Genomic DNA, 23,478 nt, shown 5'->3' with positions numbered 1-23,478 from the left:
AAGTAATCCAAATAAAACTATTTTAAATAATTTAAAAGGGATATTACCTCAAAACTTTACTAAAGCTTTAATAAGTTTAGTAGCCCTTGAAGAGACTAAAGCATCAGACCTTAAAAAAGAAGATGCATCTAAACTTATTAATTTAATAAAAGAGATGGAACTAACTATTTGTGATACTTTAACTATTAAAGCTGCAATGGTTACATCAGGTGGAGTTAATATTAAAGAAGTAGATGCGTCTACTATGCAATCTAAAATTATTAAAAATTTATATTTTTCAGGAGAGGTTTTAGATATAGATGCAGAAACTGGCGGGTACAATCTTCAATTAGCATTTTCTACAGGATACTTAGCTGGAAGTGATTTTTAATAAAAAAAATATAGCTTTAAATATTATAAGGTATTATAATAAGAAAATGTGGCTTTTTAAGAAGAACGAAAATTTTAAGAAAAATGATTAATTTAAGTAGGTGATACTAATGATGTTAGAAAATAAATTTTTACCAGTTTCTAAAAAGGATATGGAAGAAAGAGGCTGGGAACAATGTGACTTTATAATAGTTACAGGTGATGCATACGTTGACCACCATAGCTTTGGTACAGCGGTAATTTCTAGAGTATTAGAAGATGCAGGTTACAAAGTTGGAATTATAGCACAACCTGACTGGCATAATGTAGAGGAATTTAAAAAACTTGGAAAACCTAGATTAGGATTCTTAGTAAACGGTGGTAACATGGATTCTATGGTAAACCACTATACAGTAAGTAAGAGAAGAAGAGAAAAAGACCTTTATACTCCAGGTGGAGAAATGGGAAAAAGACCAGATAGAGCGACTATAGTTTACTGTAATAAAATAAGAGAAGCATATAGAGACGTTGATATAGTAATAGGAGGAGTTGAAGCAAGTTTAAGAAGATTTGCCCACTACGATTATTGGGGAAATAACGTAAGAAACTCTATCCTTATAGATAGTGGTGCTGACCTTTTAGTTTATGGTATGAGTGAAAAACAAATAGTTGAAGTAGCTAATGCTTTAAATGATGGGTTTGATGCTAAGTATGTAAGACACGTAAATGGAACTTGCTATACTATTGATTCTTTAGATGAAGTTTATGGAGATTACATAGTAATACCATCTTCAGAAGAGGTAAAAGAAGATAAAAAAGCGTACCTTAAAGCATTTAAAGTTCAATATCAAGAACAAGACCCTGTTCGTGGAAAACAAATAATTCAAAAACACGGAAAAAAATACGTTGTTATTAATAAACCAGAGATGCCTTTAAATAGAGAAGAATTAGATAGAGTTTACGGGTTACCTTATACTAAAAACTACCATCCAATGTACGAAGAAAAAGGTGGAATTCCTGCTATAAACGAAGTTAAATTCTCAATAGTAAGTTCAAGAGGATGTTTTGGTAACTGTTCATTTTGTGCTATAACTTTCCACCAAGGAAGAGCAGTTCAAAGTAGAAGTGAAGAATCTATCTTAAAAGAAGCTAGAGAAATGACAGAAATGCCTGATTTTAAAGGATATATTCATGACGTTGGAGGACCAACTGCAAACTTTAGAAAACCAGCATGTAAAACTCAACTTACTATAGGGGCTTGTAAACATAAGCAATGTTTAACTCCAAAGCCTTGTAAAAATATGATAGTTGATCACTCAGAATATTTACATCTTTTAAGAGAAATTAGAAAAATTCCTAAAGTTAAAAAGGCGTTTATAAGATCTGGACTTAGATATGATTATATTATGGCAGATAAAAACGATACATTCTTTAGAGAATTAGTTGAACACCACGTAAGTGGACAATTAAAAGTAGCACCAGAACACGTAGCTAAAAATGCACTAAAATATATGGGTAAACCAGCTGGTGATACTTATAATAAGTTTAGAGAAAAGTATTTTAAAATAAATAGACAACTTGGTAAAGAGCAATACTTAATTCCATACCTTATGTCAAGTCATCCAGGTAGTGGACTTAAAGAGGCTATAGAACTTGCTGAGTATTTAAGAGATACTAAATATCAACCAGAACAAGTTCAAGACTTTTACCCAACTCCAGGAACATTATCTACAACAATGTTCTATACAGGTAAAGATCCTTTAACTATGGAAGATGTTTATATCCCAAGAACAAAAGAAGAAAAAGCAATGCACAGAGCTCTACTTCAATATAAAAATCCTAAAAACTATAACATAGTTTATGATGCTTTAATTAAAGCTGGAAGAGAAGATTTAATTGGAAATGGTCCAAAGTGCTTAATTCAAACGCCTGAAACTAGATATTTAGCTAGCCTTAGAGGAAAATCACAAGGAAGCAAAAAAGGATATCAAGGTAAAAATAAAAAGCCAAAATCAGGTGCTACTGAAGAAAAGTCATCTAAAAAAGGATACGGAAAAACTAAAAAAAGTAGACATGGTGATGACAGAAACGGTAAAAACTCTAAAAATGAAGAAAATGTAAGAATGTACAAAGGTAAAAAGAGTAGAGGTAGCGTAAAAGAAAGAATGAAAGCCAAAGGAAAAGGCAAAAAAAGAAGATAGATTACAGGGATAGTATCAAAAATACTATCCCTTTATTATTAATTCTAGTAATTTTATGGTAAAATAAAAATATTAAGGAGGGTTTTAGATGAAAAATAAAAAGAAAATACTAGGACTTATTATCACAATAGCTATTATTTCCTTTGTTTTTGTAGGCTGCTCGGCTAAAGGAAAAGCAAAAGATGTATTTGAAAGCTACAAAGATAAATGGATAGCAAACGACTACAAAGGTATGTATGAACTTTTAAGCGAGGAATCTAAAGGAAGGATCTCTGAAGAGGAATTTATAAAAAGATATACTAACATATTTAATGGTATTGATGCTAAAAATATGTCATTTGAAACTAGCGGTGATATAACAGAAAATAATGATGAATTCACTATACCTTTTAAAGGTAGTATGGATACGGTAGCCGGAAAGTTAGATGTTAACGACTATAAACTAACTGTGGTAAAAGATAAGGATTCATACAAAATACGCTGGTATGAAAATTTAATTTTCCCACAAATGAAAGATGGCGATAAAATTAAAGTTAACAAATTAAGAGGAAATAGAGGGGAAATCTTAGATAGAGAAAATAATGCTCTAGCTAAAGATGGTAAACTTTACACAGTAGGGTTACATCCTGCAAAATTAAACCCTAAAACTATTGATTCTGATATGAAACAGTTAGCTAGTATCTTAGATATTAGTGAAGATACTATAACTAAAAAATTAGAAGCAAATAAAGAACCAGACCATTTTGTACCTATAGTTGATATTTTAGTTAAAGATCCTAAAGTGGACAAGATTATAGATATGAAAAATCCTGGAATAATGTTAAATGAAAAGGTTGGAAGAACTTATATAAACGATGAAGCTTTCGGAAGACTTATAGGTTATGTTGGACCTATAACAAAAGAAGAATTAGATAAAAATAAGGACAAAGGTTATACAGAAACAAGTATAATAGGTAAAGCTGGGATAGAACAAGTATATGAAGATACTTTAAAAGCAAAAGACGGTTATGAAATCTTAATAGCAAGCGGAGATTCAAATAAAACATTATTAAAAACAGATGCAGTTCAAGGAAAGAATGTAAAGCTTACTATAGATAGTAACGTTCAAAAGAACTCATATAAGGAGTTAAAAGGTGATAAGGGGGCAGCTACTGCTGTAAATCCTAAAACTGGAGAAGTTTTAGCTTTAGTTAGTGCACCATCATATAACTCTAATATGTTTACAACATATACTACAAAGTCTCAAAAAGAAGAACTTGAAAAAACTAATTACGCAATGCAAGAAAATAGATTTAATAAACTATATTCACCAGGTTCTACAATGAAACTAATTACAGGTGCTATAGGACTTAATAACGGAGTAATAACACCTAGCGAAAAGATGGATATTAAAGGGCTAAACTGGCAAAAAGATTCATCTTGGGGTGGATATAGCGTAACTAGAGTTAAAGACCCTGGAAAGCCTGTAGACCTTCTAGATGCGATTAAATACTCTGATAATATCTATATGGCAAAAGTTGCTATAGGAGTTGGAGCTGATAAATACATTGAAGGGGCTAAAAACTTTGGAATAGGTGAAAACTTAGATTTCGGATATCCTATAGAAGAGTCAAAAATATCAAATTCAGGTAAAATTGATAATGATATATTACTTGGTGATACAGGATATGGACAAGGTCAAGTAATGGTAACTCCTTTAAATATAGCCTTAGCTTATAGCTCACTTGGAAATAACGGTTCTATAATGCATCCAAGATTAATTATGGATGATAAAAAGCCAGAAGTTTGGAAATCAGATGCTATTAAAAAAGAGTATGTTAAGCCTCTAACAGAAGCCTTTGAAGCTGTTGTTGATTCACCAGATGGAACTGGACATGCAGCTAAAATTGCTGGTCATAAAATAGCAGGTAAAACAGGAACAGCAGAAATTAAGAAAACTCAAGACGATAAAAACGGAACAGAAAATGGATGGTTTGTTGCAGTTAATACAGACGATTCAAAAATTGCAATTTCAATGATGGTTGAAGATGTAAAAAATAAAGGGGGCTCACACTACGTAGTTCCTAAAGTTAAAAATGTAATGGAAGCTTATTTAAAATAAAATTTTATAATTAAGTTTAAATTAATGAAAAAACCTTACAGTTAATGATAAAATATTACTGTAAGGTTTTTATTTTAGTGAGGTGATAATTATGAGATGGAAGAAAAAATCAAAAGAGGAACTTAAAAAAACTTTAACAAAAGAGCAATATGCAGTGACTCAAGAAAATGCAACAGAAAGACCTTTTACAAACGAATATAATGAAAATTATAAAAAAGGAATTTATGTTGATATAACGACTTTAGAACCACTATTTTCTTCAAGCGATAAATTTAATTCAGGTTGCGGTTGGCCAGCCTTTTCTAAGCCTTTAGATAGAGTTTTAATAAAAGAAAAGAGAGATTCAAGTTTTGGTATGGAAAGAATTGAAGTGAGATCAAAAAATTCAGATTCTCACTTAGGTCATGTATTTAATGATGGACCTACAGAAAAAGGAGGACTTAGATACTGCATAAATTCAGCATCTCTTAAATTTATTCCCTATGAAGATATGGATAAAGAAGGTTATGAAGATTTTAAAAAGTACGTAAGATAGGAGTAGATACTATGTCAGAATATATTAATGCAAAAGAAGTAGCAAAGGAACTAGGAGTTTATTTAAAGGTTGTAACGTCAACTAAATCATTTGAAAATTATAATGCTTTTTATAATATTTATGGTGAAGAAGATGAGTACTGTAGAAGAATTGTAGTTTTAACTCCATATAAAGATTTAGAAGAAGTCAATGATGAGGACCCAAGCGTTAAGGTAGAGCCTCACATATATGAAGGTAACCTTTGGATTAAAGATTATTCATTAACTACTAATCCTAAGACTATAGATTTAGAGGATGTAAAGGTTGATAAAAAGTTAGTTTTAGAGTTTAAAAAGGGTTTAAGATAATTGATAAAAGATATTATATATGATATAATAATTATTATTAGTTATTAAGGAGAAAATTATGAATAATAGAATTGAATTAATCTTTCAAGATAATGAATATACATTAAAAATAAATGGAAACGAAATAAAAAAAGAAAATAATATAGATGATGCAATAAACGGATTTAGAAATACTATAAAAAATCAAGATATCCTAAACTCTAAATCATTTGAAGATATAATAGAAGACCTTAAGGACATAAGTGATTCAAAATTAGTTATAAATAATGAGTATTTTACTTTAGAGTATGGAAATATGAAATATTTTTATAGAACAGATAAAACTTTCTACATAAAAGAAGGAAATATGATTCCTTTAGTTGGAAGGTTTGAGTTATTTAATTTTATAGTTCATTTAATTAAAGAAGATAAAATTAAAGATGAAGTAGAGATGTTAGAGTTTTGTTTAGATATTTTAAAAAACAAAGGAAACTACAGAGTTATTGATGAAAAGATAGTAGTAACTAGCGTCGGATTTAATTATGGCTCTTGTCTATATGATTTTTCTTCTTTAAAGGTAAATAAAGGAGCTACAATAGAAAAAATGACATTTTCTAAGTACAAAGATTATGTTTTAAGTGTTTTAAAAGCATAAAAAAAGGCAAACAGATTTATTAATAGAATTTGTTTGCCTTTTTTTTATTAAATTGTATTAAGTGAATTTTCTAAAAATGATGTGGCTTCTGTAACGCTAACATTTTTTGCTGCACTAATCTCAGCAATTAAAATCTTTTTTGTGTTATGTAGCATTTGCTTTTCACTAGAATTTAGATTATGACCTTCTTTAGTTTTGTGTAAAGAAGAAACAACTTCTAAATAATCAGAAAAAGAACCAGATTTGATTTTTGTAGAATTTATATCAAATCTTTCTTTGCTATTTTTACTAGAAATAATATCAACTGTGTCATTTAAAAAATTAAGGTTTGTAAGTTTTTGATTTAATTCTTGTTCTGAAGTAATGCTTCTTAGTAGGTAACATTACTTTAAGATTATTAGTTAAAGTAATATAATAATAATCTTGTTTATTCCCAAGAAAATCTTTTTGTTCTATGTTTTCTATAGTGCCAACACCTTGACTAGGGTAGACAACTTTATCACCAATATTGAACAAAGTAAACGCCTCCTTATTAAGTTCTTTTTATATTGTAACACATATCTGTTAAAAATACAAAAGTTTTATTTTATCACAGGATTTTAACAGTGTCAATATTATTTTTTAAGCCAATCCCAAAATTTTATTGTTCCTCTGAAATTGATTACTAAATCACCATCTTGAACCTTCATATCTTTTATGTCTATGTTATCTAAACCCTCTAAAGATAAGATTATATCACCTGAATTTTTATCAAAAGTTATTAATGAATTGTTTTCTAAATTGTTAAATATTGTATCTTTTGAAATAGATATAAATCCTAAATTTCCACTTTCATAATGTAATATACCTTTTCCATCCACTGCTTTTGCTGAAAAAACTAATTTTAATTGGAAAGGAATATTATAGTAGTTTATATTAGCATATACATTTATTAAATCATTATCTAAAGATACTTTTATACCACTTAGAGAATTTTTTAAATCTGGCATCTCATTTATAGCTTCTATAAACAAGTCAGTAATTTCGTTTGAGTTGAATTTTGTGTTTGATTCGGCTGTTAATTCTTCTAAGCTTAAGTTTATATCCTTAGGTAAAAATTTTTTCGATAATTTAATAGGGTCGATTGTTACAGTTTTATTTATAGAGTCTACAGTCTCTTTTGGCTTAAAAGAAAAATTATAAACTCCAAGTATTATTAAGGCTAATATAGCTAAAGTAATAATTCCACCTAAAAGTATTTTTTTTGTTTTCATTTTTTTCCTCCTTTATGAGTCGTATTACTATATTTTATATTAAAAATTAAAATAAGACTATAACTTATTAAAAAAGTAATGTTGACTTTAATAAATTTTTAATATATAATCACTTAGAAAAAACGAATATTTTTAATATATGGTTCTAAAATATTATTTTAGATTAAAAGGGAAAGTGGTTTGAATCCACTACAGCCCCCGCTACTGTAATAGCAGACAAGTCTTATAATATGCCACTGAAGTTGTTTATTTGGGAAGGTATAAGAGGAGAATGAAGCTTAAGTCAGGAGACCTGCCTATATTAATTTTCATAAGTTTCGGTGGGAAGCTAAACGAAAAGTGTCTTTAAAAGAAGTTTTCTTTTAAAGTTTTTTTGTTGTACTTATAGCATCCTTACAGAGTAAGGGTGCTTTTTTTATGTATAGAAATTTTAAATTAAACTATATATTTAAAATTTAATTTAATTTAATAGTACAGGTTATTAGATAGCATAGCTTAAGCCACTTTATTATATAAAAAGTAAATTAAAAAAAGTTTATGAGGGAGATTTTAATGAAAAAAGCAATATTAGTTGTAAGTTTTGGGACAAGTTATAAGAGTGCATTAGAAAATTCAATAGAAAGAATAGAAGAAGATATAAAAGATTCTTTTAAAGATTATGATATCTTTAGAGCCTTTACATCACATATGATTATTAAAAAGTTAAGGGGGATTGGAGAAGAAATTTTAACTCCTGAAGAAGCGTTAGAAGAAATACATAAAATGGGTTATAAAGAGGTTATTATGCAGCCACTTCATATAATACCAGGAGAAGAATATGACTACATAGTTAATGTAAAAGATAGATTTAAAGAAAAATTTTCAGATATAAAGGTTGGAAGACCAATATTATATTTTCAAGGAACAAAAGAAGCACCAGATGATTATTCATTATTTATAAATTCTATAAAAGAAATAATAAAAGACAAAAATACTGTTCTTTTTGGACATGGAACATCTCATTATGCTACATCTGCTTATGGATGCATACAAGCTGTATTACAAGACGAAGGCTTAGATAACGTATACGTTGGAACGGTAGAAGGATATCCAAGTTTAGAAAATGTAATTAATAGAATAAAAAAGGATAATGTAAAAGATATAATGCTACTTCCTCTTATGGTTGTTTGCGGAGATCACGTTTTAAATGATATGGCATCTGATGAAGAAGATTCATGGAAGACTATCTTAGAAAAGGAAGGATTTAATGTTAGTTTATTTTTAAAAGGCCTTGGTGAAATAGAAGGCTTTAGAAAGTTATATATTGATAGAGTTAAAGATTGTATTAATAATAGATATTTAAATGTTGGAAAAACAAAGAAAGGTATGAAAAATGAAAAGAATAATAATCTCATCAAACTGTAGTGGTGGTGGTAAAACTACTGTAACTTTAGGGATAATGAAAGCATTAACAAAAAGAGGATTAAAGGTACAAGGATACAAAGTAGGTCCAGATTATATAGATAAAGAGTTTCATAAACTTGCAACTGGGATAGATTCAAGAAATTTAGATATGTTCCTTATGGGAAAATCAGGAGTTTCCTATTCTTTAAGTAAGGGATGCGGCGATATAAGCATTATAGAAGGGGTTATGGGGCTTTATGATGGAAAAGGATTAGATGAAGAATTTTCAACATACCATCTTTCTAAAGAATTTAACCATATTCCAATTATTTTAGTTATGACTCCAAAGGCACAAAGCTTAACTATCTGTGCTGAGATAAACGGTATTAAAAACTTTAAGGGTGCAAACATTAAAGGGGTTATATTTAATAAAGTATCAGAAAAATATTATAACCTTTTAAAAGAATTAGTTAATAAAAATTGTGATGTTGACGTTTTAGGATATATTCCTAAAGATGAATCTATTAGCCTTAAATCAAGACACTTAGGATTAGTCCAAAGTATAGAAACAGAAAAAATTTCAGAAGTTTTAGATAAATGTAGTGATTTAGTTAATAAACATATAAACTTAGAAAAAATTATAGATTATGCAAAGGATATAAGTATAGAAAATAAAAAATTAGAGATAAAGAAAAGAGATATAAAGATAGCTATTGCTTATGATAAAGCATTTAACTTCTATTATAAAGAAAATTTAGAGATTTTAGAGAGTATAGGGGAAGTAGTTTACTTTAGTCCTTTAAATGATAAAGAACTACCTAAAGATATAGATTTTCTATATATAGGTGGAGGCTACCCTGAAGTCTTTAAAAATGAATTATCAAATAATAAATCTATGCTTAAAAGCATTAGAGAGAGCTTAAGTAAGGGACTTAAATGCTACGCTGAATGTGGTGGATTTATGTATTTAAATAAAAGTATAGAAGGATTTGATATGGTAAACTTTTTCAACTCAGAAGTTGTTATGACAAACTCTCTTCAAAACTTTGGTTATGCAGTTTTAAAAGGATTTAAAAATGATATAAACATACACGAATTCCATAAATCAAAATGTATAGGAAATAGAGAAAATATTTTTGATATAGAAAAAACAGATGTTTTAGGAAACAAAATTAATTGGAAGTGCGGCTATAAAAAGAATAATACTATAGCTCAATATCCTCATATACATTTTTATAAGAATTTAGATTTTTTAGATAATATTTTAGATTTAGAAGGTGAAAAATAATGACTTATATAAAAAATCCAGGAATGATAGAAGAAAAAAGCTTTGAAATAATAGAAAGTGAAATGGAAGATCATTCATTTAACGAAGAAGAATTAAAAATAGTAAAAAGAGTTATTCATACTACGGCTGACTTTGAATACGCAAATCTTTTAGAGATGAGTGAAGACTTTATAGATAAAGCAAAAGAGGTATTAAAAAACTCACCTCTTATATATACAGATACTAATATGGCAAAGCAGGGAATTAATAAAAAAGCTTTAGAAAAGCTAAATGGTTCTGTTGAGTGTTTTGTTAGCTTAGAAGAGGTATATAAAATTGCAAAAGAAAAAGAGATTACAAGGTCAATGGCAGCTGTAGAAAAAGCATCAAAAGATGGAGTAAATATTTATGTTTTTGGAAACGCACCTACAGCACTATTTAAATTAAGAGAGATGATTTTAAATAACTTAGTTAAACCTGATTTAATAATTGCAGTTCCGGTAGGGTTTGTTGGAGCAAAGGAAAGTAAAGAGGGATTAGATGATTTAAAAATACCTTATATAACTGTAAAGGGAAGAAAAGGTGGAAGCACAGTAGCTGCAGCAATTGTAAATGCGCTTATGTATATGTGCAATGCAAGATAAAACTATGGTTGATATGTTTGTTAGAAGTGGAAAAAAATTTTTAAGGTGCGGGTATACTACAGGTTCAACGGCTACTGCAGCATCTAAAGCTGCAACTAAAATATTATTAGATAAAAAAAAGATAGACAAAATTAATATAGAAACTCCAAAGGGGATAGATTTAGAAATAGAACTAAATAGTATAAATATAGAAAAAAATTTTGTTGAAGTTAGTGCACTTAAAGACGCTGGAGATGATTTTGATGTAACTGATGGAATAGAGATCTTTGCAAAAGCAGAATTTATTAAAGAAGGAATAGTAATAGAAGCTAAAGAGGGGATCGGAAAAGTTACAAAAAGTGGCTTAAGTGTAGAAGTTTTAAAACCTGCTATAAATCCTACCCCTTTAAAGATGATTAAAAAAGAAATTAATAAAATTCTTCCAAAGGGAGTAGGAGTAAAAATAACTCTTAGGGTACCAAAGGGAGAAGAAATTTCAAAAAAGACTTTTAATAGTAGGCTTGGAATAGTAGGAGGAATTTCTATTATAGGGACAAGCGGAATAGTTTATCCAATGTCAGAAGATGCTTTAAAAGAAACTATAGAAGTTGAGATAAAGCAAAAAAGAAGGAAAAGGCTAGTATTAACTTTTGGTAATATTGGTGAAAATGTTTGTAAATCTTTAGGCTTTAAGGAAGATGAGATAGTTATTATCTCAAACTATGTTGGATTTTCTTTAGAAACTTGCATATTAGAAGGAGTTGAAGAAATTATCTTAGTAGGTCATATAGGAAAGATGAGTAAAATCGCTTATGGATGTTTTAACACTCACAGTAGGGTAAGTGGAGTAAGACTTGAAGTTTTAGCTTTAGAACTTGCACTTTTAAATTATCCAATTGATTTAGTTAAAAAAGTTTTAGAACAAAAGACTACAGAAGGTGCTGTAAAACTTTTAGGGGATGATCATTATGACCTTTATGAAAACATAGGATTAAAGATATTAAACCAAATAGATACATTTTGCTATAAGGAGTTAAAAAGCGATATAGTAATGTATTTTGGCTATAGTGATTTTAAAATTTTATATAATTCTTTGGAGAAAAAATTATGATTTATTTAATTGGAATAGGTCCAGGTAACAAGGACTATATGTTAAAAAAAGCTATAGATACCTTAAAAAAGTGCGATGTTATTTTAGGGTTTGAAAGAGCAATAAAATCTATAGAGTTTATAGATAAAGAAAAAATAATAATAGAAAAACTAACGAGCATTGAAAGCATAATCTTAGAAAATAAAAACAAAGATATAGGAATTATAGCTTCAGGAGACCCAAACTTTTATGGGATTTCTAACTATTTAAATTTAAAAGTAAAAGAAAATCTTATAATAATTCCTGGCATTACTTCTTTTCAGTATTTAATGAGTAAAATAAATAAATCTTGGTCAAAAGCTTATAGCGGGTCTATGCATGGAAGAGAAGAGGAGTTTATAAAATTAGTTAAGGAAAATGAAGTAAGTATATGGCTTTGTGATAAGGAAAATACTCCAGATAAATTATGCTTAAAATTACTACAAAATAATATTAAATGCAGAGTTTACGTTGGTGAAAATTTAAGTTATGAAGATGAAAGAATTATTTCTGGTTCTTTAGAAGAAATAATAAATAATAGATTTTCTTCATTATCTATTTTAGTTATAGAGAGGTAAAAAAATTATGAGATATTTAAAAGATGAAGAATTTATACGCGGTAACTGTCCTATGACAAAAGAAGAAGTGAGGGCTTTATCTATTTCTAAAATGGGATTAAGTAAATCTTCTAAAGTTATTGATATTGGAAGTGGCACAGGGACAATTACAGTACAAGCTTCCATAATAGCTAAAGATGGAATTGTATATTCAATAGAAAAGGATGAAGATGCTTTTAATACAACAAAGATAAATATAAATAAATTTAACTTAGAAAATGTTAAACAAATTAAAGGTAATGCTTTAAGTGCTTTAAAAGAAATGAATCTTAAAAAAATAAAGGTTGATTCAATATTTGTTGGAGGTTCTCTTGGGGAATTAGAAGAAATAATAGATTTATCTTTTGATCTTTTAAAAGATAATGGGAAATTGGTATTAAATTTTATAACATTAAAAAATTTAAATATATGTTTAGAAAAGCTAAAAGGTTTAAATATAAAATCTGAAATAATATCAGTAAATATAAGTAGGTGCAAGGGAGAATCTATGATGATGATTTCTGAAAATCCTATATTTATAATTGAATGTAATAAAGGAGACAATTAAAAATGGCAATATTTTATGGAATTGGTGTAGGCCCTGGAGATAAGGAATTATTAACTATAAAAGGATTAAATGCAATCAAAAATTCAGATATTTTAGTTGCACCTTCTGCAAAAGAAGGAGGAGAAAGTATAGCTTTAAATACAGTAAGTGACTATATAGAAGATAAAACTATAGTTAAAGTTATGCATTTTCCTATGGGTAAAAAAGATAGAGAGATAAAATCTAAAATAGCATATGACTTTATTTTAGATAGGTTAAACGAAGGAAAGAATGTAGGATTTTTAACAATTGGAGACCCGTATATTTATAGTACATACATATATCTATTAAGACATATAAAAGAACAAAATTTTAAAGTTAAAACTATACCTGGAGTTCCATCTTTTTGCGCTTCAGCAAGTTTAGTTGAAAGACCATTAGTAATAGGAGATGAAAGCCTTCTTATAGTTCCATCTAATAAAGTTAACACTATAAAAGATGAGAAGTTTGTAGTTATAATGAAGGTTTATAAAAAAGAAAAAGAAGTAATAGAAACTCTAGAGGATAAAGGATTTACTGATTATGTTTTAGTTAGTAAATGCGGTAGAGATGGTGAAAAAATATTAAAAACTAGAGAAGAAATAATAAATTCTAATGAGTATATGTCATTAATTTTAGCAAGTAAGGAGTAAGAATATGATTTATTTTATAGGAGCAGGTCCTGGAGATCCAGATTTAATTACAGTTAAAGGGAAAAGAGTTTTAGAAAGTTGTGATGTTGTGATTTATGCAGGGTCTTTAGTTTCTAAGGAACATCTAAAATGTTTAAAAGAAGGGGCTAAGGTATATAACTCAGCAAATATGACATTAGACGAAGTAATATAAATATTTAAAAACAACAAATCTAAAGAAATAGTAAGACTTCATACAGGAGACCCTTCAATTTATGGAGCTATAAAAGAACAAATGGATGAACTTGAAAAGTTAAATATAGACTTTGAAGTAATTCCTGGGGTAAGTTCTTTTGTTGCATCAGCAGCAGCTATAAAAAAAGAGTTTACTTTGCCTAGTATAACTCAAACAGTTATATTAACAAGAGTTGAAGGAAGAACTAAAGTCCCAGAGACAGAGGATTTAGAAAATTTAGCAAAAATAGGTGCGTCTATGGCTATATTTTTATCAGTAGGTATGATAGATAAAGTTTGCAAAAAACTAAAAAAAGGTTACAAAAGAGATGTTAAAGTTGCTGTAGTTTATAGAGCGTCTTGGGAAGATCAAAAAATAGTATACGGAACATTAGATACAATAGCAGAAAAGGTTAAAGAAGAAGGCATAGAAAAATGCGCTCAAATACTTGTAGGTGATTTTATAGATTGTGACTATGAAAAAAGTAAATTATACGATAAAAGTTTTACCCATATGTATAGAAAAGGAATATAGCTTTGATTTCTGTAATAAGTGTCACTAAAAAAGGCGATAGTTTAGCCTATTTAATTAAAGAAAATATAGAGTGCAACGTTATAAATTCTAGTATTTTTAAAGAATCTAATTTAGAAAATATAACAGAAAAATGCTTTAAAGAAAGTAAATTTATTATATTTATAAGTTCAACTGGAATAGCAGTTCGCGCTATTTCAAAGTTTATAAAAGATAAAAAGGTAGACCCTGGAGTTGTTGTTGTTGATGTTTGTAATAACTTTACTATAAGCCTTATTTCAGGACATCTTGGTGGTGCAAATTATATGACAGAAAAAATATCTAAAATTTTAAATAATACTCCTGTTATAACAACAGCTACCGATAACCTTAAAATAAAAGCACCAGATATTTTAGCAAAAGAAAATGATTTAATAATTGATGATTTTAATATGGCTAAAAGAATTGCAAGTAGACTTGTAAATAACAAAAAGGTATATTTTTTTGATGATAGAAATATTTTAAAAGCTCCAAAAGGCTACTTAAACACAACTAAAATAAAAGAAAATACAGTAGTTATAACTAATAAAGTTTTAAAGGATAAAGGTGTTTTAATTCTTTTAAGAAGAGATATAATTCTCGGAATTGGGTGCAAAAAAGGGACAAGCTTTGAAAAAATTAAAGAGTTTGTTTATAGGGAATTAAATCTAAGAAATATAGATTTAAGAAGTATTAAAAGTATAGTAAGTATTGATATAAAAAAAGATGAGGAGTGTATAAAACTACTAGCAAATGAATTAAAGGTAGATATACATTTCTTTAAAAAAGAAGAGATTGAGAAGGTCCAAGATGAGTTTATAGGAAGTGAATTTGTTAGAAAAATTACAGGGGTAAAAGCTGTAAGCGGACCTTCAGTAAAACTATTAAATGGAGAAATACTTGAAGAAAAATTAATATTTGAAGGTATAACTTTAAGTATAGGAAGATTAAGGAGTGAAAGTTTATGAAAAAACTTTATGTAGTTGGAATAGGTCCAGGAGGGATGGATCATTTATCAGTAAAAGCACTTAAAGCAATAGAAGATTCTGATATAGTAGTAGGATATACGAAATACTTACAAATGATAGAACCTTTAATAAAAGATAAAGAAGTATTTAAAACTGGAATGAGAGGGGAAGAGGAAAGATGCATTAAAGCCTTAGAACTTTCAAGAGAAAAAAATGTTTCTATAGTTAGTACTGGGGATTCTGGTATTTATGGTATGGCTGGACTTATACTTCAACTTAAAAAAGATGAAAATGTTGATATAATACCAGGAATTACAGCATCTAGCGCAGCTGCGTCAGTTTTAGGTGCACCTTTAATGCATGATAATTGCAATATAAGTTTAAGTGATTTAATGACTCCATATGAATTAATAAAAAAGAGAGTAGAAAAAGCTTCAGAAGCTGATTTTATAATATCCTTATATAATCCAAGAAGTAATGGTAGACCTCATTACTTAAAAGAATGTATAGATATTATGAAAAAGCATAAAAATGAAAACACTCCTGTAGGGATTGTAAAAAACGCCCTTAGAGAAGGTGAAGAAGTTACAATAACAACCCTTAAAGATTTCGACCCTAGTATAGTTGATATGATGTCTATTGTAATAGTTGGTAATAATAGCACTTATATTGAAAAAGATAAGATGATTACTAAAAGAGGTTATACAGTATGATTTTATTAGTTCTTGGGACGAAAGAAGGAAAAGAAATAGTAAAGAAAATAAATGAGTTTAGAGAAGATATTATTATTTCAACTTCTACAAAATATGGAGGAGAGCTATTAAAAGATACTGAATTTCAAAAATTAAATACGAGCCCTTTAGATAAAGAAGGTTTTAAAGATTTAATTAAAGAAAAAGATTGTGACACTATAATAGATGCAACTCACCCCTATGCAAAAGATGTTTCGATAAACCTTATGGAAGTAGCAAAAGATATGAATTTAAAGTATTTTAGATTTGAGAGAAAAGGGATTTTAGAAAATTATAATGATGAAAATATTATGTTTGTCGATAGTTATGATGAACTTAGATTGGCTTTAAATGAAATAAAAGGAAATGTTTTAAATACAACTGGAAGCAATAATATATCAAAAATTGAAAGTTTAAATTTAGATAATAGGATAATTCATAGAATACTTCCAAGCCCAAAGATAATAAATGATTTATTAGAAAAGGGAATTAAATATGAAAATATTATAGGGATGAAAGGTCCTTTTGGATTTTTTATAAATGACGGAATTATAAAAGAATATGATATTAAGGCATTAATTACAAAAGATAGCGGTTTGGTTGGGGGAACTAAAGAAAAAATTGAAGCCGCACTTAAAAATAACGTAAAAGTTATTGTAATTAATAAACCTAATATAAGTTATGTAAACAAAATATATGAAATAGAAAAATTAATAGAGAAAATTAGGTTATAGAGGTGAAAAAATGAAAAAATTATTTGTTTTATTTTACGGAATCATAATTGCTTTAACTATTCCAATGAATGCTTATGCTATGCATATTTCAGAAGGGGCAATTTCTTTGAATTGGTGTCTTTTTTATTATGCAGTATCATTACCATTTGTAGTTATAAGTTTTAAAGAGGTAAGGGAAGTTTTAAAAAATAATGTAGATGTAAAGATGTTACTTGCACTTATGGCAGCTTTTATTTTCTTGATGTCAGCATTAAAATTACCATCAGTTACAGGAAGTTCATCACATCCAACAGGTACAGGCTTAGGTGCTATATTATTTGGGCCTTTTAAAATACCACTACTTTCAGTAATAGTATTACTTTTCCAAGCACTACTTTTAGCACATGGGGGTTTAACTACATTAGGGGCTAATACATTATCTATGGGGATAGTTGGTCCTATAGTTTCTTATTTAATATTTAAATTATTAAAAAATAAAAATAAGACTCTTGCAGTATTTTTAGGATGCGCATTAGGAGACCTTGCAACATATGTTGTAACTTCTATACAGCTAGCTTTAGCTTACCCGGATTCAGTAAATGGATTTTTAAGTTCTTTTATAAAATTTGCTGGAATATTTGCAGTTTCTCAGGTTCCTTTAGCTATAGTTGAAGGATTAGTTTCTGTAGTTATATATGACTATGTAATTAAGCACTGCAAGGGTGAATTAAAAGAAATAAATGGGGGATTATAAATGAAAAAGAAAAATATATTAATAATAATACTAGTAGCTGTATTTTTAATAGTTCCATTTGTAATTAATTCAAATGGTGAATTTGAAGGGTCAGATGATAAGGCTAATAATACAATTCAAGAATTAGACCCATCGTATACTCCTTGGGCTAAATCTTTGTGGGAACCACCATCATCAGAAATAGAAAGTTTTTTATTTGCAGCGCAAGCTGCAATAGGTGCAGGCTTTATAGGATACTTCTTAGGTTATAAAAAAGGTAAAAATGTTCCAAGAGATAAATCTATACAGTAATTTAAGTAAGTTTAAAGATATATCTGCACTTCAAAAGATTATTTTAGTTTTTCTATCTTTGGTATATGTAGGGATGAGCAAAGATATAAATATGATTCTTTTAAATTGTTTTATATTTATTTTAATAAATTATATTTATAAAAATCCTTTAAAAGTTATATTGAAAATTGTTTTAATAAGTTTAACTTTTAGTGTTTTTTCATCTTTAGGATTATTTATAAATAAAATAAGTATAAGTGAAATTATTTTAATAAACCTTAGAAATTTAAGTGGTGCATTAAGTATAGGTTTTTTAGCACTAACTACTCCAATTACTAGTATTGCAAAGATTTTAAGCAGGTTTGATATTTTAAGAGATATTTCTGACTTATTAATATTAACTGAAAGGTTTTTAATAATAATAGAAGAAGATTATAGGAAAATTTTTATATCTATAAAATCAAGATATGGCTTTAGAGATTTTAAAAGTAGCATTAAAGACCTTGGTAAATGTTTAGGATCATTATTTAAAAATATGTTTAACAGATTAAAAGAAATAAAGATATCTTCTCAAAACAGGTGCTATAGAGGAAGGTTTTATTATGGGTGCGAAAATAAACTAAGTAAAAGTATGTTCTTATTTATTTTTATATATGTAATATTATTTATATTAAAGATAATATGATTAATATTTCGCTTGTAGGAGATACTAGGTTTGTGGAGGTAGTTACTATGAAAGATTATAAAATAGACTATTTTTCAAAATACTATTTTTATGAAATAGATGATTTTAAAAGAGAAGAATCTGGTGAATTTATTATAGAAAATATTGAAAAAAGTTCAAGGTTTGATTATAAGGGGTATTCTTACAAATATACTAAGTTTAATAATATATCAAAAGGTGAAACTATAAAAGATGCGATTTTAACTATAGACTCGGAAAAAATAGACCTTTTATTAAACGGAGATTTAATTCATTTAGATTTAAATTATAAATTTGAAGTACAAGAACTTGAAGATCACTTTAGAATAGGGACTAAATTAAGTGAAAAGTTTAAAGATGCGTCCTTATTAATCTATGTAAATAAAGAAATAGGGAAAGAATTTATAGATGATTTAGAAAAGGTAAAAACTAATATCTTAAATAATATGAAGCGCGAGTAATCGCGTTTCTTTTTGTTTTTTATAAACTATGAAGTTAAAATCTATTATTTTATAAAAATAATAGAAAATTAGTAAAAGTTACCTTATAATACCTTTAGGGGGAGATGAAAATGCAATTAATAACTTTAAAGGATTTTAATAATTTGTCTAAAACTGTAAGTATAAGTTTATATAAGGTATATTATGTAAAGTCTTTGAGAGATAGGAAAAAATATTTTGACTTTATAATAGAAAATAATAGTGAGAAGTTGGCTAGTATTTTTAAAGGATGGACAAACTCTATAGGTGCGAATATTTTAAGTATTTCAAAGCAAGATTACAATCCTTTAGGAAATAGTGTAAACATATTAATTTCAGAAGGAAAAGTTGAAAAAGAAATTTTAGATTTAAGTTGTAATGAAGGAGATTTTTTAGTTCACTTAGATAAAAGTCACATAAGCTTACATACATATCCTGAGATTGATTATAGTATAAAAAATAATGTTTATAGATTAGATATTGATATACAAACATGTGGTAATATATCGCCTATTAATTTAGCAGAAAATATAATTAATACTTTTAATCCAGATGTTATTTCAATTGATTATAAAGTAAGGGGAATAAATAGAGAAGGCTTTGGAAAATTTGACTTTGGTGAAAAAAATTTAAATGAAATATCTTTATTTTTAAGTAAAGATACAAAGTCAAAGTATGATCTTTTAGAATCTATTTATAAAGATGGTAAAATTTCTTTTGCAAAATTAAGAAAGAAAGATTTAGATAATTCTAATTGTGAAGAGGAAGTAAACTATATATTTGATAAATGTATTTTATGAAATAACAATAAGCTAATATTTCTTAGCTTATTGTTTTGATATATAGGGGTTATCTTTAATATAGTACCTCCATAAAAAATCTTTTGCTTCTTCTGCGTAATCTATTCCTATTCTTGTAGTTTCTACTATTTCGAAATTAGAAGTATTTCTATCTAAAAGGTAAAACTCATCATTTTCATAAATCTTTATGTTATTTAATGATTTATCTAAAGATAATGCAAGGCAAAGTTTTGAAGGTCCATTAGTTAAGTTGTATTTTTCCTTAAGTTTTAGATCTTCAAAAGGTTTATTAAATCTTTTAAAGCTCAAGTAGTCAAAGTTATCTAAAGGTTCTAAAGCTCTTATAAGAACTCCTTGAGGGTCTCCTTTTTCACCTGAAATAATATTAAAGCAATGATATTTTCCGTATATAAAATAAATATAAGAAGAACCAGCACTTTCATATAAAGTTTTAGTTCTTTCAGTTTTCTTATTACCATAAGCGTGACAGGCTTTATCAATTTTGCCTATATAAGCTTCCGTTTCAACAATTTTTAGGTGTAAGGTTCTATTATCTATAATTCTAACTAAAATCATTCCTAAAAGCTTTTTTGCTAAATCTCTTGCATCTATATTAAAAAAAGAGTCATCTTTAATTTTTTTATAAGTCATAGTTATCACCTCAATAAACATTTTATCATATAAAAAATTGTTTTAAGAATTAATTTAAATAATATATTAACAAAAAAACTAAAAGTTTACTTAAATATAAATTTAAGTGGTATTTCAATCCATTGATTATGAAATGTTTAAGGGGTATAATTTAAAAGAAATAAATGTAAAGGAGTAAAAAATGGGGGATTTTTTTGAATTTGAAGATAGGTTAAAGGACGGATTAGTAACCTTTGAAGAAAGTAATTTAAGAGATCTTCTAATAGAAGCTAAAGAGAATTATACAGACGATTTAGTGCTAAATGATTATATATATAGGTTTGAAAAATACTTAGAACTTTGGGAAAATAATAATACTATTTACGATATTGCTTTTAGATTAGAATATATTATGAATCATTTAGATGCAGCGACTGAATATTATATAATGGCATTAGAAGATGGAGAAGATAGAACTAAAATTATAAGAAGATTAATTCCTTGCCTATACAAAGTTGGTAATTTAGACTACGGTATTCTTATTTTAAGGGAAAATCTTAAAGGAAATATAGATATAAAGTGGACTGTAGTTAATTTAATCAAATTTTACTCAGAACTTGAAAGAGAAGAAGAACTTTTTAATATACTTAAAGATTACATAACAAATAATGAAATAAATTTAGAACTTTGTTTTTTAATTTCTAAGATGTATATAAATCTAATGGATTATAAAAGGGCAGAGTTCTTTTCAGATAAACTTATAGAAGAAAAGAATCATTATAAAGATAGAATAGAAATATATAGGTTAATAAAAGATAAAGATTTTAAAAAAGCTAAAGATATAGTTTTAAATAAAAACGAGTGCGAGTATCTAAACGATAAAATAAAAGAAAAAGAGAAAGAATATATTTTAAGTGTAAAAGAGATAAGGGGCAGTATACTAGGTTTAATATTAGAAGGAAATATAGATGAAGCTGTTATAACTGCAAAATCTTTAAAGGATTATTGTACAGATAGAGATATTAAAAATAAATCTAGGAACAATGAGTATATCTATAAAGTTATTGAAGAAATAAACTCAAAATCTACTGCAAAGAAAATATTAGGTGAGCTTGTTTTATATTTTATCTATAGTCCAGATAATAAAATTATAATTCAACAAATTGCAAAGATATTTGAAAAAACTAAGAAAATTAAAGAAGCGGAAAACATCTATAGATATATCTGTGAAAAAGAAGATAAAAAAGATAGATGGGAAAAATACATTATATTTTCTGATAGAAATAACTTATATATAAATAGAATATATGGATATATGGCATTATTGAAGTTTGGTGAATTTAATAATGAGTTTAACAAACAAGTAGAATTTTTAATAAGAAAGAATATATTTAAAGTTTGCAGAGAAGAAGATGCAGAGGAGATAATTACAAAAATAATCTATAGATATAAATTATATAAAGAAAACATAGAAAATATTTTAGAAGAAAACGAAATATTTGATCTGATAAGTAGTTTTATTAAAAGGCTTACAGGAAATTCAAAGGAAGCCTATAAAATAATTAGTCCTTATTTAAAGGATATAGAAAAAATCAATTGTATAAATTTTGCACTTTATAACGAAGATATTGACCTAGCAAAAGAGATTCTTCAAGAATTTAATGATAGATTTATAAAAGAAAATAAAGATATAATAAATTATTATAATTCTATAGTAAATAAAGAGAAAATCTTAATTAAAGGTGCTCTTACGTTACTTTCTAATTATCCGCTTGTACCAAGTATTAAATACGTAAAAGAAGTAACAAAAGGTTATAATATAGAAAAAAATATAAATGAAGGAGCATCATGCTATAAGGAATTAGTAACTATTTATAAAGAGGATATCCCTTTAAAGATAGAATATAGCAGGCTTCTTGAAAAAAATAATAATATTTTAGAAAGTTATAAAATAAAAAAAGAAGTATCAAACAAATATAAAAATATAGATGAATTTATTTATAGAAATAAAGAACTATTATTATTCTCTTTTTACTATGGGTACAATGAAGAAGTTATAAGTATTAAAGAAAAAATAGGTATATTTATAGAAAAAAATGATTTATCTAAAATAGCTAGAAAAAAGCAAATCAAATTAAATAACCTATTAGCCTTTTGTGATAAATTAAAAAATATTTTAGAAACTTTAGATAGTGAATCATCTTTAAAATTTATAGAAGCATTAAGATACAAAAATGTAAATTTAGCTATAAATGTTTTAGAAAACTCTATATCAAATAAGGATTTGATTTTTGATGTATTTTACTCAGAATTTTATACAGATTTTAAAGTAGCGATAGTAAAGAGATTTTTAAATCTTTATAGAGATTCAAATTATGTAGGTAGTCCATTAAATATAAGCTTAAAAGAAGTGAATATAAATTTATATAAAATCTTAAATGAGCTTTATGATAATTTTAAATTTGATTTAATTAAACCATCTTTAATCCAAAATAAACTATACGTAGTAACTAGTGATATTGGGATCTTCGAAGATATAAAAAATATCCTAAAAAAAGGTTTTGATGATTATTCAAAATTTTTAATAAGATTTTATGCTTCTATTAGAAATGAAAAAAATGTAACTGATATAACTAGAAAAGCCTTAAAAGAACTAGAAATGGATTTACATACTAGAATAGAAATATTTAAATGGCTCGATACTATTTACGAAGATAAAAGATTTTTTAAAGTATTAGGTGACTGGTGCTATAATATAAAATTATTTAAAGAAGCTTTTAATTATTATGAAAATTCAGATTTAAGTGGTGAAAAGAATATATCTAGGCTTTCTAACAAATATATCTCTGAATTAATTACATTTAATAAGGTTAAAAGAGACGAGTATTCTAAAATTTCAACTGTAAAAGCTATAAAAAGAATAGTTTGGAGCGAAAACTTAAAAGAATATAAAGATAAGATTTTTAAATATTATTATGATAATAATTTAGAGTTAGAAGTACTTCTTTTAA

The 23,478-nt window shown here is 26.9% G+C and carries 26 protein-coding genes, 1 pseudogene and 1 riboswitch; of the genes and pseudogenes, 23 read left to right on the top strand and 4 right to left on the bottom strand.

The features are described from left to right. The 6 genes from M4I33_RS11715 to M4I33_RS11690 form a co-directional block, all read left to right on the top strand. The coding region (locus M4I33_RS11715) for an NAD(P)/FAD-dependent oxidoreductase (protein WP_257916962.1) at positions 1 to 370 on the top strand (370 nt) is incomplete at its 5' end. Positions 371 to 482: 112 nt separating this feature from the next. After that, positions 483 to 2,549, top strand: a complete 2,067-nt coding sequence (locus M4I33_RS11710) for a YgiQ family radical SAM protein (protein WP_257916961.1) — start codon at positions 483 to 485, stop codon at positions 2,547 to 2,549. Positions 2,550 to 2,637: 88 nt separating this feature from the next. Further along, the gene (locus M4I33_RS11705; protein ID WP_257916960.1) at positions 2,638 to 4,650 is read left to right on the top strand and encodes a penicillin-binding transpeptidase domain-containing protein; all 2,013 of its coding nucleotides are present in this window, start codon (positions 2,638 to 2,640) and stop codon (positions 4,648 to 4,650) included. A gap of 91 nt (positions 4,651 to 4,741) precedes the next feature. Continuing rightward, positions 4,742 to 5,185 (top strand): peptide-methionine (R)-S-oxide reductase MsrB, encoded by a 444-nt coding sequence (gene msrB / locus M4I33_RS11700; protein WP_257916959.1) that lies wholly within the window; start codon positions 4,742 to 4,744, stop codon positions 5,183 to 5,185. Between the two features lie 11 nt (positions 5,186 to 5,196). Further along, positions 5,197 to 5,532 (top strand): hypothetical protein, encoded by a 336-nt coding sequence (locus tag M4I33_RS11695; RefSeq protein WP_194190161.1) that lies wholly within the window; start codon positions 5,197 to 5,199, stop codon positions 5,530 to 5,532. A 58-nt stretch (positions 5,533 to 5,590) separates the two neighbouring features. Then, entirely contained in the window at positions 5,591 to 6,166 is a 576-nt protein-coding gene (locus M4I33_RS11690; RefSeq protein ID WP_257916958.1) for a hypothetical protein, read from the top strand. A gap of 47 nt (positions 6,167 to 6,213) precedes the next feature. Here the strand turns inward: M4I33_RS11690 and M4I33_RS16940 are convergent, their stop codons facing one another. The 3 genes from M4I33_RS16940 to M4I33_RS11680 form a co-directional block, all read right to left on the bottom strand. Next, entirely contained in the window at positions 6,214 to 6,462 is a 249-nt protein-coding gene (locus tag M4I33_RS16940) for a hypothetical protein (RefSeq protein ID WP_374707713.1), read from the bottom strand. A 25-nt stretch (positions 6,463 to 6,487) separates the two neighbouring features. Beyond that, positions 6,488 to 6,682: a CarD family transcriptional regulator gene (locus tag M4I33_RS11685; protein WP_257916957.1), complete on the bottom strand. Its 195-nt coding sequence runs from the start codon at positions 6,680 to 6,682 to the stop codon at positions 6,488 to 6,490. A 98-nt stretch (positions 6,683 to 6,780) separates the two neighbouring features. Next, on the bottom strand, positions 6,781 to 7,419 hold the full coding sequence (locus M4I33_RS11680) for a hypothetical protein (RefSeq protein ID WP_257916956.1): 639 nt from the start codon (positions 7,417 to 7,419) through the stop codon (positions 6,781 to 6,783). Between the two features lie 123 nt (positions 7,420 to 7,542). Continuing rightward, positions 7,543 to 7,734: riboswitch (cobalamin riboswitch) on the top strand. Between the two features lie 237 nt (positions 7,735 to 7,971). Between M4I33_RS11680 and M4I33_RS11675 the strand changes: the two genes are divergently transcribed. The 16 genes and pseudogenes from M4I33_RS11675 to M4I33_RS11600 all read left to right on the top strand — a co-directional run bounded on the left by M4I33_RS11675 (position 7,972) and on the right by M4I33_RS11600 (position 19,837). After that, the gene (locus tag M4I33_RS11675) at positions 7,972 to 8,823 is read left to right on the top strand and encodes a sirohydrochlorin cobaltochelatase (protein ID WP_257916955.1); all 852 of its coding nucleotides are present in this window, start codon (positions 7,972 to 7,974) and stop codon (positions 8,821 to 8,823) included. Continuing rightward, entirely contained in the window at positions 8,792 to 10,090 is a 1,299-nt protein-coding gene (locus M4I33_RS11670) for a cobyrinate a,c-diamide synthase (RefSeq protein ID WP_257916954.1), read from the top strand. The genes M4I33_RS11675 and M4I33_RS11670 overlap by 32 nt, the downstream gene beginning before the upstream one ends. Then, positions 10,090 to 10,713, top strand: coding sequence for a precorrin-8X methylmutase (locus tag M4I33_RS11665; RefSeq protein WP_257916953.1), 624 nt, complete (start codon positions 10,090 to 10,092; stop codon positions 10,711 to 10,713). Before M4I33_RS11670 ends, M4I33_RS11665 begins: the two co-directional genes overlap by 1 nt. A 4-nt stretch (positions 10,714 to 10,717) precedes the next feature. After that, on the top strand, positions 10,718 to 11,803 hold the full coding sequence (cbiD, locus tag M4I33_RS11660; RefSeq protein WP_257916963.1) for a cobalt-precorrin-5B (C(1))-methyltransferase CbiD: 1,086 nt from the start codon (positions 10,718 to 10,720) through the stop codon (positions 11,801 to 11,803). Further along, positions 11,800 to 12,399: a precorrin-6y C5,15-methyltransferase (decarboxylating) subunit CbiE gene (gene cbiE, locus M4I33_RS11655; RefSeq protein ID WP_257916952.1), complete on the top strand. Its 600-nt coding sequence runs from the start codon at positions 11,800 to 11,802 to the stop codon at positions 12,397 to 12,399. The genes cbiD and cbiE overlap by 4 nt, the downstream gene beginning before the upstream one ends. Before the next feature lie 7 nt (positions 12,400 to 12,406). Then, on the top strand, positions 12,407 to 12,985 hold the full coding sequence (gene cbiT, locus M4I33_RS11650) for a precorrin-6Y C5,15-methyltransferase (decarboxylating) subunit CbiT (protein WP_257916951.1): 579 nt from the start codon (positions 12,407 to 12,409) through the stop codon (positions 12,983 to 12,985). 2 nt (positions 12,986 to 12,987) lie between these two features. Next, the gene (locus tag M4I33_RS11645) at positions 12,988 to 13,656 is read left to right on the top strand and encodes a cobalt-factor II C(20)-methyltransferase (protein ID WP_257916950.1); all 669 of its coding nucleotides are present in this window, start codon (positions 12,988 to 12,990) and stop codon (positions 13,654 to 13,656) included. A gap of 4 nt (positions 13,657 to 13,660) precedes the next feature. Further along, positions 13,661 to 14,404, top strand: a pseudogene (gene cobM, locus M4I33_RS11640) (precorrin-4 C(11)-methyltransferase). A gap of 2 nt (positions 14,405 to 14,406) precedes the next feature. Next, on the top strand, positions 14,407 to 15,387 hold the full coding sequence (gene cbiG, locus M4I33_RS11635; protein WP_257916949.1) for a cobalt-precorrin 5A hydrolase: 981 nt from the start codon (positions 14,407 to 14,409) through the stop codon (positions 15,385 to 15,387). Beyond that, entirely contained in the window at positions 15,384 to 16,100 is a 717-nt protein-coding gene (gene cobJ, locus M4I33_RS11630) for a precorrin-3B C(17)-methyltransferase (protein WP_257916948.1), read from the top strand. Before cbiG ends, cobJ begins: the two co-directional genes overlap by 4 nt. After that, complete coding sequence (locus M4I33_RS11625; RefSeq protein WP_257916947.1) at positions 16,097 to 16,852, top strand: cobalt-precorrin-6A reductase; 756 nt, start codon at positions 16,097 to 16,099, stop codon at positions 16,850 to 16,852. The genes cobJ and M4I33_RS11625 overlap by 4 nt, the downstream gene beginning before the upstream one ends. Before the next feature lie 10 nt (positions 16,853 to 16,862). Beyond that, complete coding sequence (locus tag M4I33_RS11620) at positions 16,863 to 17,585, top strand: energy-coupling factor ABC transporter permease (protein ID WP_257916946.1); 723 nt, start codon at positions 16,863 to 16,865, stop codon at positions 17,583 to 17,585. Then, on the top strand, positions 17,586 to 17,876 hold the full coding sequence (locus M4I33_RS11615) for an energy-coupling factor ABC transporter substrate-binding protein (RefSeq protein WP_257916945.1): 291 nt from the start codon (positions 17,586 to 17,588) through the stop codon (positions 17,874 to 17,876). Beyond that, entirely contained in the window at positions 17,848 to 18,540 is a 693-nt protein-coding gene (locus M4I33_RS11610; protein ID WP_257916944.1) for a CbiQ family ECF transporter T component, read from the top strand. Before M4I33_RS11615 ends, M4I33_RS11610 begins: the two co-directional genes overlap by 29 nt. Positions 18,541 to 18,587: 47 nt before the next feature. Next, a complete protein-coding gene (locus M4I33_RS11605; protein WP_257916943.1) occupies positions 18,588 to 19,019 on the top strand; it encodes a hypothetical protein in 432 nt (143 codons plus the stop codon). Positions 19,020 to 19,129: 110 nt separating this feature from the next. Further along, positions 19,130 to 19,837, top strand: a complete 708-nt coding sequence (locus tag M4I33_RS11600) for an S-adenosylmethionine decarboxylase (RefSeq protein WP_257916942.1) — start codon at positions 19,130 to 19,132, stop codon at positions 19,835 to 19,837. A 27-nt stretch (positions 19,838 to 19,864) separates the two neighbouring features. Here the strand turns inward: M4I33_RS11600 and M4I33_RS11595 are convergent, their stop codons facing one another. Next, positions 19,865 to 20,488, bottom strand: coding sequence for a DNA-3-methyladenine glycosylase (locus M4I33_RS11595; RefSeq protein WP_257916941.1), 624 nt, complete (start codon positions 20,486 to 20,488; stop codon positions 19,865 to 19,867). Between the two features lie 181 nt (positions 20,489 to 20,669). Between M4I33_RS11595 and M4I33_RS11590 the strand changes: the two genes are divergently transcribed. Beyond that, a partial coding sequence (locus tag M4I33_RS11590; RefSeq protein WP_257916940.1) for a hypothetical protein occupies positions 20,670 to 23,478 on the top strand: 2,809 nt, incomplete at its 3' end.

It is taken from the genome of Clostridium sp. LY3-2, assembly GCF_024705715.1.
GTDB lineage: Bacteria > Bacillota > Clostridia > Clostridiales > Clostridiaceae > Clostridium.
The sequence above is the reverse complement of the archived record's forward strand: the minus strand, read 5'-3'. Positions and strand labels throughout refer to the sequence as shown.

Bases quoted from the DNA above. Each gene is read 5' to 3' on its own strand.
- M4I33_RS11600 (WP_257916942.1), top strand. From the start codon at position 19,130: ATGCAATTAATAACTTTAAAGGATTTTAATAATTTGTCTAAAACTGTA.
- M4I33_RS11610 (WP_257916944.1), top strand. From the start codon at position 17,848: ATGTTCCAAGAGATAAATCTATACAGTAATTTAAGTAAGTTTAAAGAT.
- cbiT (WP_257916951.1), top strand. From the start codon at position 12,407: ATGAGATATTTAAAAGATGAAGAATTTATACGCGGTAACTGTCCTATG.
- M4I33_RS11645 (WP_257916950.1), top strand. From the start codon at position 12,988: ATGGCAATATTTTATGGAATTGGTGTAGGCCCTGGAGATAAGGAATTA.
- M4I33_RS11615 (WP_257916945.1), top strand. From the start codon at position 17,586: ATGAAAAAGAAAAATATATTAATAATAATACTAGTAGCTGTATTTTTA.
- msrB (WP_257916959.1), top strand. From the start codon at position 4,742: ATGAGATGGAAGAAAAAATCAAAAGAGGAACTTAAAAAAACTTTAACA.
- M4I33_RS11665 (WP_257916953.1), top strand. From the start codon at position 10,090: ATGACTTATATAAAAAATCCAGGAATGATAGAAGAAAAAAGCTTTGAA.
- M4I33_RS11670 (WP_257916954.1), top strand. From the start codon at position 8,792: ATGAAAAGAATAATAATCTCATCAAACTGTAGTGGTGGTGGTAAAACT.
- M4I33_RS11625 (WP_257916947.1), top strand. From the start codon at position 16,097: ATGATTTTATTAGTTCTTGGGACGAAAGAAGGAAAAGAAATAGTAAAG.
- cbiE (WP_257916952.1), top strand. From the start codon at position 11,800: ATGATTTATTTAATTGGAATAGGTCCAGGTAACAAGGACTATATGTTA.
- M4I33_RS11695 (WP_194190161.1), top strand. From the start codon at position 5,197: ATGTCAGAATATATTAATGCAAAAGAAGTAGCAAAGGAACTAGGAGTT.
- M4I33_RS11620 (WP_257916946.1), top strand. From the start codon at position 16,863: ATGAAAAAATTATTTGTTTTATTTTACGGAATCATAATTGCTTTAACT.
- M4I33_RS11595 (WP_257916941.1), bottom strand. From the start codon at position 20,488: ATGACTTATAAAAAAATTAAAGATGACTCTTTTTTTAATATAGATGCA.
- M4I33_RS11705 (WP_257916960.1), top strand. From the start codon at position 2,638: ATGAAAAATAAAAAGAAAATACTAGGACTTATTATCACAATAGCTATT.
- M4I33_RS11690 (WP_257916958.1), top strand. From the start codon at position 5,591: ATGAATAATAGAATTGAATTAATCTTTCAAGATAATGAATATACATTA.
- cbiD (WP_257916963.1), top strand. From the start codon at position 10,718: ATGGTTGATATGTTTGTTAGAAGTGGAAAAAAATTTTTAAGGTGCGGG.
- cobJ (WP_257916948.1), top strand. From the start codon at position 15,384: ATGAAAAAACTTTATGTAGTTGGAATAGGTCCAGGAGGGATGGATCAT.
- M4I33_RS11675 (WP_257916955.1), top strand. From the start codon at position 7,972: ATGAAAAAAGCAATATTAGTTGTAAGTTTTGGGACAAGTTATAAGAGT.
- M4I33_RS11680 (WP_257916956.1), bottom strand. From the start codon at position 7,419: ATGAAAACAAAAAAAATACTTTTAGGTGGAATTATTACTTTAGCTATA.
- M4I33_RS11710 (WP_257916961.1), top strand. From the start codon at position 483: ATGTTAGAAAATAAATTTTTACCAGTTTCTAAAAAGGATATGGAAGAA.
- M4I33_RS11605 (WP_257916943.1), top strand. From the start codon at position 18,588: ATGAAAGATTATAAAATAGACTATTTTTCAAAATACTATTTTTATGAA.